Genomic DNA, 15,389 nt, shown 5'->3' with positions numbered 1-15,389 from the left:
TCGGCGGGAGGAGGGAAGATGGAATCCCTGTGGCGGCAGACGGCCCCGCACATCCCCGATGACCCGTCGGCACCGCCGAAGGGCAGCACGATCGTCGTCGCCGGCGCCGGACTCACGGGGCTGGCGGTCGCCACCATGCTCCATCGGGCGGGCATGCGGGTCGCGGTGGTCGAGGCGCGCTCGATCGGCGCCGTCACCACCGGCAACACGACGGGCAAGCTCAGCCTCCTGCAGGGCGACGTGCTCTCGCGGATCCGCTCGCACGCCGGTGACGAGATCCTCCGGGCGTACGTCGAGTCCAATCGCGCCGCGCAGGAATGGGTGCAGCGCGAGCTCCGCCCGGTGCAGGGCGTCATCGCGGCCCGGCCGGCCGTCACCTACACCGTCTCGGGCGACCGCGTCACCGCGATCGACCGCGAGCTCTCGGCGGCACAGGCGGCAGACATCCCGGTGGAGCGCCTCGATCGCCCGTCGCGCGAGGAATTCGGCGTCCCCTTCGACGTGGTGGCCGCACTGCGCCTGGACGGCCAGTTCCAGCTCCACCCGGTGCGGCTCCTCGCCGAGCTCACCCGCCGGCTGCGCGCTGACGGCGTGCCGATCGTCACGGGGTGCCGGCTGACCGACGCCGACGTGGACGATCACGGCGTGACCGTGAAGACGACGCGAGGCGAGGTCCGGTGCGCGACCCTGGTGCTGGCCACCGGCGCGGTCCCCCTCGACCGCGGCCTGCTGTTCGCCACCCTCGTGCCGTCCCGGTCGTTCGTCGTCGCCTACGACCTCCCGCGCGAGGCCGCCGTACCGCAGGGCATGTTCCTCTCGCTGGACGAGCCGTCGCGCTCGATACGGTGCGACGACCTCGGCGGCGCGCGGGTCCTCACGCTCGGGTCCGGCGCGCATCCGACCGGACGCGTGGAGCGCACGAGCGACCTGCTCTCGGAGCTCGACGAATGGGCCCGCTCGTCGTGGCCGGGCGCCCGCCGCCGCACGTGGTGGGCGGCGCAGGACTACCGCAGCGTCTCGCACCTCCCGTTCGCCGGCGTGCTGCCGAGGACGAGCGGGCGGATCCTCGCGGCCACCGGGTACGACAAGTGGGGGATGACCAACGCGGTCGCCTCGGCCCTGCGCGTCGCGGGACGCATCCTCGAGCGCCACGAGCCGTGGGCCGACGCGCTCGATTCCCACCACGCCGGGATGGCCGACTTCGGCGAAGCCGTGCAGGCGAATGCGAGTGTCGGGGGTCATCTCGTCGCCGACTGGGTGCGCGCCGGCGTCGCACCGGTCAGTGGCGAGGCGCCCGCCGACCGACACGGGCGCGTCGTCCGCCGGGGGATGTCGCCGGTCGCCGAGTCGACGGTCGCGGGGGTGACGCGCCGTGTGTCGGGGGTGTGCACCCACCTCGGCGGCATCGTGTCGTGGAACGACGCGGAATGCACCTGGGACTGCCCGCTCCACGGCTCCCGGTTCTCGCCGGACGGGCGGGTGCTGGAGGGCCCTGCCGTGCAGCCGTTGTCGCAGGCGGAGGAGTGAGCAGCCGGCGGGCCGTTCAGTCCGCGTCCGCGCCGGTGTCGTCGCCGTCCAGCGCCGGACCGGGGTATTCGTCGGGGATGGGAACGACGGCCACCGGCACCCCGGCGGAGAGCAGCAGGTATGCAGTGCGGGCCTCGCCCCAGCCGTCGTTCACCTCGAGCCAGCGGGGACCGGACGCGATCCCCTGGAGGATCTCTGCCGTGACGTCCCCCGGATCCCGCCCGCCGACGCTGTAGTGCTCGCCGCCGTAGTAGATGTCGATTCGCTTCATCACCGCTCCCGTCGCCTGGGCACAGGGTCCCACCGCCTCCGCGAGTCCGCCCAATGCCTTGACAACGGCGCGCGTGCGGCGTACCCGTGCGGGAGCGGGGCGAGCCGACCGTTCAGCGCAGCAGTTCGTGCTCGTCGGCGGGTTCGGTCGCCGCCGGCGGCTGCGGCGGCTCCGGCACGAGGTACAGCCCCGCGGGCGAGTTGGCCGTGTGTGCGAGGGCGTCGATCCAGGCCGGGTTGAGGCGCGGAGTGCGGCTGCCGTAGAACTTGTAGACCAGCGAGCACCGGGGGTGCACCCAGATCGTCGTGCGTCCGTCGCCGATGCTGGCGTCGTCGCGCCACGTGAAATGGAACGGCTCGCCGCGTCTGAGCTTCGTGCCGATCACCAGCTGCAGGTGCGCGAGCGTCCGGTCGTCGAAGTCGACCTTGACCGCTCCTTCGTAGATCAGCTTGCCCATGATGCGCCTCCGGCGCGGAGGCTGAAGGAGAACGAAGCGACGGTCCGCTCGAGAGGAATGCCCCCAGCCCCGTCCCTTCATGATCGCGCGCTCGACGCCCGCGCGCCAGAGGACCTGCACACCGCCGCGAGGCGGTGAGCCTCAGCATGCGATGACCGGGAAAGCAGCGGAACGGCCTTGACAAGGCGTGCCGATGCGGGACGCGTCGCGTGTCCGACCGGTCGCGACGTCACACGAGCTTCACGACCCCTCGGCGACCGCCTGTCGGGCCGGGAACAGCAGGATGATCACGGCGGTGCCCAGCGCCGCGCCGACCAGCTGGGCGCCGATGAACGGCAGCACGGAGGCCGGCGCGATCCCCGCGAACGTGTCGGTGAACATGCGCCCCACCGTGATCGCCGGATTGGCGAAGCTCGTGGACGACGTGAAGAAGTAGGCCGCTCCGATGTAGGCACCGACCGCCGGCGCCGCCAGCGCCGAGCGACCGGTGCGGACGAGCGCGAAGATCACGACGACGAGGCCCGCCGTCGCGACGACCTCCGACAGCAGGAGAGGCAGCCCGCCGCGGTCGGTGGTGCTCCACGACACCGCGGGGACGGCGAACATCACGTCGGCCAGCACCGCACCGGCGATGCACCCGAGCACCTGGGCCGGCAGGTACACCGCGGCCGTGGACCAGGAGCGTCGGTGCAGCACGATGTCGCTGAGCGTCACCGCGGGGTTGAAGTGCGCGCCCGACACCGACGCGAAGACGAGGATGAGCACGGTCAGGCCGAGCGCGGTGGCGAAGGCGTTCTCGAACAGCTGCAACCCGGTGTCGCCGGGGGAGAGGCGCTGGGCGGCGATGCCCGATCCCACCACGACGGTCGCGAGGCCGGCGCTGCCGAGCAGTTCGCCGGCAGCGGCGCGCACCATCCGCCTCACGAGCCGACGAGGAGGTTCGAGACGCGGTCGAGGGCCCCGGGGACGAGGGCGTAGTACGCCCACGTTCCGCGCTTGCTGCGGGTGAGGAAACCCGCGGCGGTGAGGATCTTGAGGTGGTGCGACACCGTCGGCTGGCTGAGGCCGACCGGCTCGATGAGGTCGCAGACGCAGGCCTCGGTGTTCTCGGACGCCGCGACGATCGACAGCAGCCGGAGCCGTGCCGGGTCCGCCAAGGCCTTCATCGTGACCGCGAGCTGCTCGGCCTCTTCGGCGCTGAGCGGCTCGCGGACGAGCGGGGAGCAGCACGATCCGGCGCTGACGTCGGCGACCTCGATCACGGTGGGCATGGATCGATGGTAGTCGATATTGACAACTGTCGATACAGCGGACCAGAATCGTGCATCGAAGTTCATCGATATGCCAGGAGGCTGCTGTGACCCTGCTCGACCTCACCCCGCGCGTCGCCGACACGGACCGTCTCGCAACGCTCCCCGTGGCGATCATCGGCGCGGGGCCCATCGGACTCGCCGCGGCAGCCCATCTTCTCGAACGCGGCCTCGACTTCGTCATCTTCGAGGCCGGCGCCGACATCGCTGCGAGCGTCCGCTCGTGGGGTCACACGCGCCTGTTCTCACCGTGGCGCCATCTCGTCGACCCCGCCGCGCGCCGGCTGCTCGAAGAGCAGGGGTGGCAGCATCCGGAGCCCGGTGCGGCACCGACCGGTCGCGAGCTCGTGGAGCGCTACCTCGAGCCGCTGTCGCACGTCGATGCGATCGCCTCGCGCATCCGCCTGCGCACCGAGGTCGTCGCCGTGGCGCGGGAGGGCATGGACCGTACCCGCACCCGGGCCCGCGCCGCGACCCCGTTCGCCGTCCGAGTGCGCACCGCCGACGGCGAGATCGCCGAGGTCGCCGCCCGCGCCGTGATCGACGCGTCGGGGACGTATCGCAGCCCCAACCCCCTCTCCTCCAGCGGGCTCGACCCGCTCGGGTTCGCCGACATCGCCGACCGCGTCCTGCCGGCGCTGCCCGACGTCCTCGGCCGGGAGCGCGCGGTCTTCGCCGGGCGCCGCACGCTCGTCGTCGGGGCGGGACACTCGGCCGCCAACACGCTTCTCGCGCTCGTCGAGCTGGCGCGCGAGGAGCCGGGCACCACCGTCACGTGGGTGATCCGCAACCCGCAGGCGGTCCGCGTGTCGTCGTCGCCGGATGACGAGCTGGCTGACCGGGCGCGACTGGGCAGCCGGGTCGACCGGGCCGTTGCCGGGGGCCTGATCACCATGGTCGACGGCTTCGAGATCGTGCGCGGACGCCGCGTCGACGACGGTGTGGAGCTGACAGGGCGGCGTCATGGACGGCTCGAGACGCTCCGCGCCGATGCGGTCGTGGGTGCGACCGGCTTCCGCCCCGACCTGGGCATCCTGCGCGAGATCCGCCTCGAGCTCGACGAGGTGGTCGAGGCGCCGAAGCGCCTCGCGCCGCTCATCGACCCCAACGTCCACTCGTGTGGCACGGTCGAGCCGCACGGGTTCCGCGAGCTGCAGCATCCCGAGCCCGGCTTCTTCATCGTCGGGATGAAGTCCTACGGGCGCGCCCCGACCTTCCTCCTCGCGACGGGCTACGAACAGGTGCGCTCGGTCACGGCATGGATGGCGGGGGATGCCGTTGCCGCCGCGAACGTGGAACTCGTGCTGCCGGCGACCGGCGTGTGCTCGACCGACTCATCGAGCGCCAGGGGATGCTGCTCCTGATGCATGTGCGAGAGATGAACCCGGGCGACTGGCCCGCTGTCGAGGAGATCTACCGAGAGGGCATCGAGGACGGCGAGGCGACGTTCGAGACCCGCACGCCGGCGTGGCAGGACTTCGACGCCGGCAAGGTCGCGACGCCGCGTCTGGTCGCGCACGACGACGACGGCCGCATCGTCGGCTGGGCCGCGGCGTCGCCGGTGTCGTCCCGCCCCGCGTATCGCGGCGTGATCGAGCACTCGGTCTACGTGCACCGCGGCGCGCGCGGGCGCGGCATCGGAGCGCTCCTGCTCGCGGCGTTCATCGAGCGCGCGGAGGCCGAGGGGTACTGGACGATCCAGTCGAGCGTGTTCCCCGAGAACACCGCGAGCCTGCGCGTGCACGAGCGGGCGGGATTCCGGATCGTGGGACGGCGGGAGCGCATCGCGCAGTCGATGCTCGGACCGCACGCCGGGCGGTGGCGTGACACGGTGCTGATCGAGCGGCGGAGCGCCCGCAACGGGCTCCCGGAGCAACCGGTGTAGATAGACTGCGGTCTATGGACCCTGGCGTCGACGAGCGGTCGCTGACCGTGCTCGCCGATCCGACGCGCGTGCGCATCCTCCGGCTGATCAGGGACTCCGGCGACGGTCGCGTGCTGGTCGGCCGGACCGCCGACGCCCTCGGGCTGACGCAGCCGACGGTGAGCCATCACATGCGCGTTCTTCTCGACGACGGGATCGTGGAGCGGCACCCCGAGGGACGGCGCGTCTGGTACTCGATCGCGCCGCGCAGCGCGGATCGCGTCGACGCGGTGATCGGCGGCCCCGCCGCGGATCCGGCGCAGCCCGACCTCGAGCGGATCGCGCGCGACCTCTCCGTGCGCTTTCGCGGCATCTTCGGCCCCGAGACGATCGCGCGCTGCGTCGACGAGAGCTATCGACTGCTGGCGCGCGGGTCCTCCTCGCCGCGGCTGGCGTCTCGGACGGCGGCTTTCGCGGCGACACGACTCGAGGCGCTGAGCCGCGCCGCCGTGCGCGCCGAGACGGGAGGCCCCACGCTCGAGACGCCCGAAGTGCTGTTCGTCTGCGTGCAGAACGCCGGCCGCTCCCAGATGGCCTCCGCGATCCTGCGCCAGCTCGCCGGCGGACGCGTCTCGGTGCGCACCGCCGGGTCCGCCCCGACGAGCGACGTGCGGCAGACGATCGTCGTCGCGCTGGACGAGATCGGCGTGCCGCTGGGCGGGGAGTTCCCCAAGCCCCTCACCGACGAGGCGGTGCGTGCGGCGGACGTCGTGGTGACCATGGGCTGCGGAGACGCCTGCCCCGTCTATGCGGGGCGCCGCTACCTCGACTGGGATCTGGACGACCCGGTGGGCCGGCCGCTCGAGGACGTCCGGCGGATCCGTGACGACATCGAGCAGCGGGTGCGCGGCCTCCTGGCGGAGATCGTCGGAGATCCCGCCGTGCCATCGGCGACGGCGTAGACGGCCCGCGGGCGGCGGCGTGCGGCCGTCAGCGGCACGTGGCGGCGAGGTCGATCATCTCCTGCGACGGGTAGCCGTACGCCTGCACGCCGTTGCCCTCGGCCGTGTGGCCCATGCTGATCGCCCACGCCGTCGCCCATTCCTCGTTGGCATCGGCGTTCTGCGAGTCGAACTTGTCGTGGCACTTCGAGGTGATCGCGTGACCCACCTCGTGCGCCACGAGAGCGCGCGAGTCCGCGTTGGGCCACCATTCGGCGACGGAGTGCGAGAGCGTGATCGTGGACGATCCGCCGCGGGCCGAGTCCCACGTCGCCGTGCCTCCGATGCCCCGCGATCCGCCGGTGCCCGCGACGACCGGCGCCCAGTCGAAGTCCAGGACGACGCCGCCGGCGATGGAGCGCGCGTACGCCTCGATCTCGAGGCGCGTCGCAAAGAGCGGGCCGGCCTTCTCGGCCAGTTCGGACTGCGCCGATGACGCGAGCGTCTGCGCGCTGGTGGCGTAGAGCGAGAACGCGACGGCCGCGTCCGACCCGACGTGGCGCTGCTGCGCCACCCGATCGGCCGCGTCGCGGAAGTCCAGCACGGCGCCGGCGCGCGCCGACACGTGGGCGGCCTCGAGTGCGTCCGCGGCGGCGACAGTCGACGCGTACAGGGCGACCGCCGTCTCGGTCAGCTGTTCGTGCCGGACCTCGAGGATGCTCTCCATCTCGGCGAAGTCGTCGACCGACGCGCCAGCCGCGCTCGCGCGCTCGTCGAGGGCGGATGCCTCGGCGAACAGCTCCCATGGCCACAGCGGCTTGCGGGCGCCGGCGTCGTCGACCGGGTCGTCGAGCACCTCGCGCGCGTCGTCGGCGCCCGCCGACATCGTCGCCAGTGCTTCGCCGAGCGCCGATCGCGCGTCGGGATGGACGAGTTCGTCGGTCGCCGCGGCCAGGATCTGCTCACCCGAGAGGACCGAGCGCTCCGCCGCGGACCGGGCGGCGGTCAGCGAGTGATGCGCCGACGCCTCCGCTTCGGCGGCGCGCTCCAGCCGCACCTCCGCGACGTCGAACGTCTCGTTCGCCGACACGTGCACGAAGGCCCCGCCGGCGGCGAGCATGATCACCGCGAGAGCCGCGCCGCACCAGGCCACGACGACGCCAGTTCGGGGTTTCGCCCGCGGTGCGAACACCGGCGCTGCGGCATCCCGCTCGGGTGCCCACGGCACCGGGGTGGCGTCGGCCGCCTCGGGCCGGGCCTGTGCGTCGGGGTGCTCCACCCCTGCACTCTAAACTCTCGTGAGGGCGTGGTGACGCCCTGCGCGATGCGGAGGGGCCGCGAGGGCTGAATGCCCCGCGACTCCTTGTCCCGTATGGTGCCCCCGACAGGAATCGAACCTGCGACCTTTGGTACCGGAAACCAACGCTCTATCCCCTGAGCTACGGAGGCGTGCCGATCGAGGTTACCACCCCTGCCTGCGGCTCCCGTTCACTTCAGGGGCTCACGAGCTCTCCGTCGCGGGGGGCGTCGGCGACGATGTCGGAGGGGGCGCTCATGGCGCGGATCGCCTCGGCCAGACGCACGGCGAGGTAGGCGTGGCCGTCGGTCGACGGGTGGTCGCGGCCGATCGGGCCGGTGTCGATGACGTCGAGGTAGTTGGCGTCGGTGATCCACTCCTCGGCGATGGGCGAGAGGTACCACCAGCCCCGCTCGGCGGCGAGCGCCCGGAGGTCGTCGTCGATGCGGCGCGTCGCCGCCTCGACCGGCAGCACCTGCGGGGCGGGGCCCAGGATCACGATGTCGGCGTCGGGAAAACGGGCCGCGAGGGCGTCCCACGCAGCGGTCACGGCATCCCGGTATCCGTCCGGATGCAGGCGCCGATCGTTGATCGAGCCTTCGACGACGACGAGGTCCGGTTCACGGGCCGGGTCGAGCGCGGCGATGCGCTCGCCGTACGCCGGGCCGCCGAGGCCCGGCTTGAGGTAGCCGCTGCCGCGCACCCCGTCGACGAGGGTCTCGACGCCGAGCTCGTCGGCCAGGCGGTAGGCGAAGCCGAGCGACGGCGTCGTCGCGGCCGAGCCGTAGACCCAGGAGTCGCCGAACACGAGGACGCGCGCGTCATCCGGCAGCGAGAGCGGGGCGGGCGCGATCGCGGCGGCCGGTCCCGAGTCGGCGGCGACGGATGCCGGAACCGCCGGTTCGGTGGCGGCCCACGGACGCAGCAGGCTCACGGCGCACACGGCCGCGACGGCGAGCGCGGCGCCCGCGAGACTGAGCCATCCCCACGCCCACGCCGTCGGACGCTCAGGCGCCGGCCGGAGGCCCCGGGCGCGTGGCCCCGGCCGCCGTCCGCGGAGGCGACCGGGCACGTGCATGCATAGAGGGTAAGTCACGCCGGCTGCGTCGATCGCCATGGGGCGCGATCACGCGGAAACACGGGGAGAACCTGAGGATCGGCCGTGCCGTCGGCGTGTCAGGCGGCGTCGCTGAGAACCGTGGCCGAACCATCCGTCGGCGCGTGCGAGGATACTCCGGTGCAACGCGTCGTGACCGCCGAGATGGACCTCGATCTGGGGGCTTCCGTCGACCTCATCTTCCAGATCGCCGTCGCTCAGGCGGCACCGGTCTCGGACGAGCGGCTGACGTTCACGCAGGGCGATCGCGTGTACACGCCGACCGAGATCGTCGACCAGTCCGGCAGCCGGCTGCACCGTCTCACCGGCGAGCCCGGCACGCTCGAGGTCCGCTACGAGGCGACCGTCGACGGGACGGCCGCGGCGAACCGCACGAGCGATCTCGAGACCATCACCTACCTCCGCCCGAGCCGGTACTGCCAGTCCGACGAGGTGTTCCAGCAGGCCCGCCGCCAGTTCAACGGGCTGTCGGGTCACGACCTCATCGCCGCCGTGTCGGAGTTCGTCGCCACGAGCACCACCTACACGCCCGGTCTCAGCCAGGGGACCGACAGCGCGGTGACGACCCTGATGACCGGCCAGGGCGTGTGCCGCGACTACGCACACGTCGTGATCGCCCTGCTGCGGGCGATGGACATGCCCGCCCGCTATGCCGCGTGCTACGCGCCGGGGCTGCGTCCGATGGACTTCCATGCGGTCGCCGAGGCGTACCTCGACGGCGCGTGGTACGCGATCGACGCGACGCGTCTCGCGAACCGCCGGTCGCTCGTGCGCATCGCGACCGGCCGCGATGCCGCCGACTGCGCGTTCCTCAGCTATCACGGCGGCTATGTCGGGCTGAAGCGACTGCGCGTCGACGCCCGGCTGGTGCCGCTGGACGCGGCATCCGATCCCGCACCCGACCAGCTCGCGGAGCTCGTGCAGCTCGCCTGACCCGCCGCGCGACGGAACCGGCGTGCGACGCGGTGCAGGACGTTTCGTCTCGCTTCGCTCGCTCAACGACCGGGGGGCGGGGTGTGGGACGTTTCGTCTCGCTTCGCTCGCTCGACGACCGGGGGGTGCGGGGCGCAGCGATCGAGACGAAACGCTCGCGCCCACGCGATCCTCCCGGACGGGGCCCACCGGGCGCGCAACTAGACTGGTGCGGCTATGACACCCGAAGCCCTCTCCGCCGCACTGCTCGCCGTCGTCGCCCCGCTCGCCGAGGCGCGACGCCCCGGGGCGGCCGAGGGACTGACGGCGGCCGACCTGCCGCTGGAGCGCCCCAAGAACCGCGATCACGGCGACTGGGCGTCCAACGCAGCGCTGAAGCTCGCGAAGGCGGTCGGCGCGAACCCGCGAGAGTTCGCCGCCCAGATCGCCGAGGGCCTCGCGCAGGTCGACGGCATCGCCGGCGTCGAGGTCGCCGGGCCCGGCTTCATCAACATCCGCCTGGATGCCGCGGCCGCCGGCGCGCTCGCGAAGACCATCGTCGACGCCGGGGCGGCGTTCGGCACGAACGACTCGCAGCGGGGCAACACGATCAACCTCGAGTTCGTCAGCGCCAACCCCACCGGCCCGATGCACATCGGCCACACTCGCTGGGCGGCGCTCGGCGACTCGATGGCGCGCCTGCTGCTCGCCAGCGGCGCCACGCTGGTGCGCGAGTTCTACATCAACGACGCGGGTGCGCAGATGGAGCGCTTCGGCCGGTCGGTCGTCGCCGCGATCAACGAGGAGCCGGCCCCCGAGGACGGCTACTCGGGGTCGTACATCCAGGTGCTCGCGTCGCGGGTCGTCGCCGAGCAGCCCGGCATCACCGGTCTGGACCGCGAAGAGCAGCTCGCGGTCGCGACCGAGCTCGCCTACGGCTTCCAGCTCGGCGAGCTGCAGGCGTCGCTCGAGAAGTTCAACGTGCACTTCGACGTGTGGTTCTCGGAGCGCACGCTCCACGCCGCCCCGGAGGACGGCGGTCCGAGCCTCGTCGACGAGGCGGTCGACCGGCTGCGCCAGCAGGGCCACGTGTTCGAGGAGGAGGGTGCGGTCTGGGTGCGCACCACCGACTTCGGCGACGACAAGGACCGCGTCATCCGCCGCTCCAACGGCGAGTACACCTACTTCGCCGCCGACGCCGCGTACTACCTCAACAAGGGGGACCGTGGCTTCGCGCACAAGATCTACCTGCTCGGCGCCGACCATCACGGCTACGTCCATCGCCTGAAGGCGCTCGCGGGCGCGGCCGGCGACGACCCCGACAAAGACATCGAGGTGCTCATCGGGCAGCTCGTGTCGGTCAACGGGGCACGGCTTTCCAAGCGCGCGGGCAACGTCATCGAGCTCGACGACCTGCGCGAATGGCTCGGCACCGATGCGCTCCGGTATTCGCTGGCGCGCTACCCGGCCGACTCGCCGCTCACGCTCGACCCCGAGATCCTCCGCAAGCGCACGAACGACAACCCGGTGTTCTACGTGCAGTACGCGCACGCGCGCACGCACAACGTGGCGCGCAACGCCGCCTCGGCGGGCGTTGATCGCACCGAGTTCGCGCCCGAGCTGCTCACGCACGAGACCGAGTCGGCACTGCTGGGCGCTCTGCAGGAGTTCCCGCGGATCGTCGCGTTCGCCGCCGAGGTGCGCGAGCCGCACCGGGTCGCCCGCTACCTCGAGGAGCTGGCGGGGCTCTACCACCGCTGGTATGACAACTGCCGTGTGATCCCGCTCGGCGACGAGCCGGTCGAGCCGGTGCACCGCACGCGGAGGTGGCTCAACGACGCCACCGGGCAGGTGCTGCGCAACGGTCTCGATCTCCTCGGCGTGGGCGCACCCGAGAGGATGTAGGGCACGACATGAGCGCCGACGACACCCAGCCCACCCTGCCGCTGCCGGACTGGGAGCACGCCGAGGCGCCGCGGCGCCGGGTGTGGCCGTGGCTGGTGGCGTTCGGCATCGTGATCGCGCTCGCGATCGTCGCGTGGTTCGCGGCCGACGCGATCGCGCGCCAGATCGTGACCGGCGTCGTCCGCGACCAGGTGCGGTCGCAGCTCTCGCTGCCCGCGAGCCAGCCGATCGACGTCGACATCCCCGGCGCGATCATTCCCCAGCTCGTCGGCGGCACCCTGGACGAGCTGACCGTGGCCTCCGACGATGTCGAGGTGGGGGAGTTCGTAGGCGACGTGAGCGTCACCGTCCAGGATGTGCCGATCCGCGGCGGCGCCATGGGCGGCGCGACCGCCACCGTCACACTCGACGAGGAGCAGCTGCGCGGCCTCGTCTCGACGATCGAGGGCTTCCCGGCCGACACCGTCGGCATCGACGCCCCTGCCGTCACCATGAGCATGCAGCTCCAGCTGTTCGGCGTCGGCGTGCCGATCGGCGTCGCGCTGACTCCCACCGCGGTCGACGGCGACATCGTGCTGACACCGGCGTCGCTCCAGCTGGCAGGCGCCGAGGTCGGCGCCGACGCGCTGCGCAACCAGTTCGGCCAGGTGGCCGACCTCGTACTGCGCGACTGGACGGTGTGCGTCGCGCAGTACCTGCCGGCGGGGGTGACCCTCACCGACGTCACCGTCGCCGGCGAGGAACTCGTGGCCGGATTCGACGTCGACGGCGCCATCACGAGCGACCCGTCACTGCGTGAGAAGGGCACGTGCGCGTGACGCCGTACTCGCGGCGTCACACGACGCGGGCGACGGATGCCGCGTGCCCTAGACTTCAAGGACTGCCCGGCGCGTGACCCCTCCGGCCGAGGCATCCGGTCCGCTTCCGGGCTCCCGGACGACCACCGCGCCGAAGCTCCCACCGATTGGTCCACCGTGTCCGCCGACCCGCACACCCGCTCCGCCGCTCCCGCGTGGCTGCAGGTGCCCGACGACGTGAACGGGCTCGCCCCCGAGGTGTGGCCCGCGACGGCGCGCCGCGACGACGAGGGAGTGCTCCTGCTCGGGGGCGTTCCGGCGACGGAGCTTCGCGAGCGTTTCGGCACGCCGTTGTACGTGCTCGATGAGGATCTCGTGCGCGAGACCGCGCGGCGCACGCTCGACGCCTTCCGCGCCGCTGCCGCCCTGCACGGTGTGCAGGCGCGCGTGTACTACGCCGGCAAGGCCTTCCTCAGCACCGAGGTCGTGCGGTGGGTGACCGAGGAGGGGCTGGCCGTCGATGTGTGCACCGGCGGCGAGCTCGCCGTGGCGCTCGCGGCGGGGGCCGATCCGTCCCGGCTGGGCTTCCACGGCAACAACAAGTCGGTCGCCGAGCTCGAGCAGGCGGTCGAGGCGGGCGTCGGATCGATCGTGATTGACAGCCTCATCGAGATCGAGCGCCTGGGTGCGATCGTCGAGCGGAGTGGCGCCACCCAGCCGGTGCTGCTGCGCGTCAACAGCGGGGTCCACGCCGAGACGCACGACTTCCTGGCGACGGCGCACGAAGACCAGAAGTTCGGCTTCACGCTGACGGATGCCCCGGCCGCGGTCGCGCGCATCCGCGAGTTCTCGGGGCTGCGCCTGGTGGGTCTGCACTGCCACATCGGCTCGCAGATCTTCGGCACCGCCGGCTTCGAGGAGTCCGCGGCGCGTGTGGTCGCACTGCACGCCGAGCTGCGCGAGGGCGGCGAACTGCCGGTGCTCAACCTCGGGGGCGGCTTCGGCATCGCCTACACATCGGTCGACGACCCCACACCGATCGAGGAACTCGCGGTCGGCATCGCCGACGCCGTCGCACGCCAGTGCGAGGTGCGCGGCATCCCGGTTCCGAATCTGGCGTTCGAACCCGGACGCGCGATCGTCGGACGCGCGGGCGTGACCCTGTACGAGGTCGGCACGACCAAGCCCGTCGCGCTCGACGCCGGCGGCGAGAGGCTCTACGTCAGCGTCGACGGCGGTATGAGCGACAACGCGCGGCCGGCGCTGTACGGCGCCGAGTTCTCGGCGCGCGTGGCCTCGCGCACGAGCGACGCCGATCCGGTGCTGGCCCGCGTGGTCGGCCGGCACTGCGAGTCGGGCGACATCGTGGTGGATGCCGAGTACCTGCCGTCCGACGTGGCGCCCGGCGATCTGCTCGCGGTGCCCGCCACGGGCGCCTACTGCTTCTCGCTCGCGAGCAACTACAACTACGTGACGCGGCCGCCCGTGGTGGCGCTGCGCGCAGGCGTGGCGCGCGTCATCGTGCGCGGCGAGACGATCGACGATCTGCTCGCGCGCGACGTCGGCATCGACGCCGCGCCCGCGCTCGACGATGGGCGCACGCCCGGACAAGCTCCGACGGAAGGGATCGCATGACCGACTACCGCCGCCTCCGCGTCGCACTGCTGGGGGCCGGAGCCGTGGGCTCCCAGGTCGCCGCGCTGCTGCGACAGCACGCGGACGAACTGGCCGATCGCGCCGGCGCCCGCCTCGAGCTCGTGGGCATCGCGGTGCGCGACGTCGACGCGAAGCGCGACGCGGACCTGCCGCGGGAGCTCTTCACGACCGACGCGGAGTCGCTCATCCTCGGCGCCGACATCGTCATCGAGCTCATGGGCGGAATCGATCCGGCGCGTGCCTACGTGCTGCAGGCGATCAACTCCGGCGCCGACATCGTCACCGCGAACAAGGCGCTTCTCGCCACGCACGGACCCGAGATCTTCGACGCCGCCGACCAGGTCGGTGCGGAGGTGTACTACGAGGCGGCGGCCGCGGGGGCCATCCCGATCATCCGGCCGCTGCGCGACTCGCTCGCCGGCGACCGCGTGCAGCGCATCATGGGCATCGTCAACGGCACGACCAACTACATCCTCGACCGCATGGACGCCGAGGGTGCCGAGTTCGGCGACGTGCTGGCCGACGCGCAGCGGCTCGGCTACGCCGAGTCCGACCCCACGGCCGACGTCGAGGGCTACGACGCGGCGCAGAAGGCCGCGATCCTCGCGAGCCTCGCGTTCCACACGACGGTGCCCCTCGACGCGGTGCACCGCGAGGGCATCACCGGCATCGACAAGTCGATGATGGACGCCGCCCGGCACGCCGGCTACGTCATCAAGCTGCTCGCGGTGTGCGAGCGGCTGAACGGCGGGGAGGGCGTGTCTCGATACGGCGCCGAGCGCCCGCTCGACGACCGGGTCTCTGACGGAACCGAGTCGATCTCGGTGCGGGTGTACCCCGCGCTCATCGAACGCGGCCACCCGCTGGCGAGCGTCCACGGGGCGAACAACGCCGTGTTCGTGCAGGCGGAGGCCGCCGGCAACCTGATGTTCTACGGTGCCGGTGCCGGCGGCGTGCAGACCGCGTCGGCGGTGCTCGGCGATGTCGTCTCGGCGGCCCGCCGCCACATCGCCGGCGGCGTGGGCGTGGGGGAGTCGACCCTCGCGAACCTGCCGATCGTTCCGATCGGGCGCGTGACCACGCGGTATCAGATCACGCTCGAGGTCGACGACCAGCCGGGCGTGCTCGCCACGGTCGCGGGCATCCTCAGCGAGGGCCGCGTGTCGATCGCCACCGTCGAGCAGACCGTCGCCGGCGAGGAGGCCGACATCGCGCGGCTGGTCATCGGCACTCACAAGGCTTTGGAGCAGGACCTCAGCGAGACGGTCGACCGCCTCGCCGCGAGCGGCGTCGTGGAGCGCGTCGTATCGGTCCTGCGTGTGGAAGGGAACTGAA

At 72.3% G+C, this 15,389-nt stretch carries 15 protein-coding genes and 1 tRNA gene; 9 read left to right on the top strand and 7 right to left on the bottom strand.

Annotated elements, in window-relative coordinates:
• Positions 1–18: 18 nt before the first annotated feature.
• Positions 19–1,527 carry an FAD-dependent oxidoreductase gene (locus tag IM778_RS11495; protein ID WP_194409021.1) on the top strand — a complete coding sequence of 503 codons (1,509 nt, stop codon included), beginning with the start codon at positions 19–21 and terminating at the stop codon, positions 1,525–1,527.
• Between the two features lie 16 nt (positions 1,528–1,543).
• Here the strand turns inward: IM778_RS11495 and IM778_RS11490 are convergent, their stop codons facing one another.
• The 4 genes from IM778_RS11490 to IM778_RS11475 form a co-directional block, all read right to left on the bottom strand.
• A complete protein-coding gene (locus tag IM778_RS11490; protein WP_194409020.1) occupies positions 1,544–1,798 on the bottom strand; it encodes a hypothetical protein in 255 nt (84 codons plus the stop codon).
• Between the two features lie 112 nt (positions 1,799–1,910).
• Positions 1,911–2,255 (bottom strand): DUF7882 family protein, encoded by a 345-nt coding sequence (locus tag IM778_RS11485; protein WP_194409019.1) that lies wholly within the window; start codon positions 2,253–2,255, stop codon positions 1,911–1,913.
• Positions 2,256–2,495: 240 nt separating this feature from the next.
• On the bottom strand, positions 2,496–3,170 hold the full coding sequence (locus IM778_RS11480) for an aquaporin (RefSeq protein WP_194409018.1): 675 nt from the start codon (positions 3,168–3,170) through the stop codon (positions 2,496–2,498).
• 5 nt (positions 3,171–3,175) lie between these two features.
• Positions 3,176–3,526 carry an ArsR/SmtB family transcription factor gene (locus tag IM778_RS11475; protein WP_194409017.1) on the bottom strand — a complete coding sequence of 117 codons (351 nt, stop codon included), beginning with the start codon at positions 3,524–3,526 and terminating at the stop codon, positions 3,176–3,178.
• An 86-nt stretch (positions 3,527–3,612) separates the two neighbouring features.
• Here IM778_RS11475 and IM778_RS11470 point away from each other — a divergent pair, with 86 nt between their 5' ends.
• Genes IM778_RS11470 through IM778_RS11460 form a run of 3 tightly spaced genes read left to right on the top strand, consistent with a single transcriptional unit; the run spans position 3,613 to position 6,391 of the window.
• On the top strand, positions 3,613–4,929 hold the full coding sequence (locus tag IM778_RS11470; RefSeq protein WP_194409016.1) for an FAD-dependent oxidoreductase: 1,317 nt from the start codon (positions 3,613–3,615) through the stop codon (positions 4,927–4,929).
• The gene (locus IM778_RS11465) at positions 4,929–5,450 is read left to right on the top strand and encodes a GNAT family N-acetyltransferase (RefSeq protein WP_228484516.1); all 522 of its coding nucleotides are present in this window, start codon (positions 4,929–4,931) and stop codon (positions 5,448–5,450) included. Before IM778_RS11470 ends, IM778_RS11465 begins: the two co-directional genes overlap by 1 nt.
• Before the next feature lie 14 nt (positions 5,451–5,464).
• Entirely contained in the window at positions 5,465–6,391 is a 927-nt protein-coding gene (locus IM778_RS11460; RefSeq protein ID WP_194409015.1) for a metalloregulator ArsR/SmtB family transcription factor, read from the top strand.
• A 28-nt stretch (positions 6,392–6,419) separates the two neighbouring features.
• Here the strand turns inward: IM778_RS11460 and IM778_RS11455 are convergent, their stop codons facing one another.
• From IM778_RS11455 to IM778_RS11445, 3 genes are all read right to left on the bottom strand, one after another.
• Positions 6,420–7,649: a hypothetical protein gene (locus tag IM778_RS11455; RefSeq protein ID WP_194409014.1), complete on the bottom strand. Its 1,230-nt coding sequence runs from the start codon at positions 7,647–7,649 to the stop codon at positions 6,420–6,422.
• Between the two features lie 94 nt (positions 7,650–7,743).
• A tRNA-Arg gene (locus IM778_RS11450) sits at positions 7,744–7,819 on the bottom strand.
• 44 nt (positions 7,820–7,863) lie between these two features.
• Entirely contained in the window at positions 7,864–8,745 is an 882-nt protein-coding gene (locus tag IM778_RS11445) for an SGNH/GDSL hydrolase family protein (RefSeq protein ID WP_194409013.1), read from the bottom strand.
• Between the two features lie 159 nt (positions 8,746–8,904).
• Here IM778_RS11445 and IM778_RS11440 point away from each other — a divergent pair, with 159 nt between their 5' ends.
• The 5 genes from IM778_RS11440 to IM778_RS11420 all read left to right on the top strand — a co-directional run bounded on the left by IM778_RS11440 (position 8,905) and on the right by IM778_RS11420 (position 15,388).
• A complete protein-coding gene (locus IM778_RS11440) occupies positions 8,905–9,717 on the top strand; it encodes a transglutaminase-like domain-containing protein (RefSeq protein ID WP_228484515.1) in 813 nt (270 codons plus the stop codon).
• Between the two features lie 216 nt (positions 9,718–9,933).
• Positions 9,934–11,601, top strand: a complete 1,668-nt coding sequence (locus IM778_RS11435; RefSeq protein ID WP_194409012.1) for an arginine--tRNA ligase — start codon at positions 9,934–9,936, stop codon at positions 11,599–11,601.
• Positions 11,602–11,609: 8 nt separating this feature from the next.
• Complete coding sequence (locus IM778_RS11430; protein ID WP_194409011.1) at positions 11,610–12,419, top strand: LmeA family phospholipid-binding protein; 810 nt, start codon at positions 11,610–11,612, stop codon at positions 12,417–12,419.
• A 156-nt stretch (positions 12,420–12,575) separates the two neighbouring features.
• Entirely contained in the window at positions 12,576–14,033 is a 1,458-nt protein-coding gene (gene lysA / locus IM778_RS11425) for a diaminopimelate decarboxylase (protein WP_228484514.1), read from the top strand.
• A complete protein-coding gene (locus tag IM778_RS11420; RefSeq protein WP_194409009.1) occupies positions 14,030–15,388 on the top strand; it encodes a homoserine dehydrogenase in 1,359 nt (452 codons plus the stop codon). Before lysA ends, IM778_RS11420 begins: the two co-directional genes overlap by 4 nt.
• The last annotated feature ends 1 nt before the right edge of the window (position 15,389 follow it).

It is taken from the genome of Microbacterium cremeum (assembly GCF_015277855.1).
Lineage (GTDB): Bacteria > Actinomycetota > Actinomycetes > Actinomycetales > Microbacteriaceae > Microbacterium > Microbacterium cremeum.
This window is presented reverse-complemented; position numbering and strand designations above follow the sequence as displayed.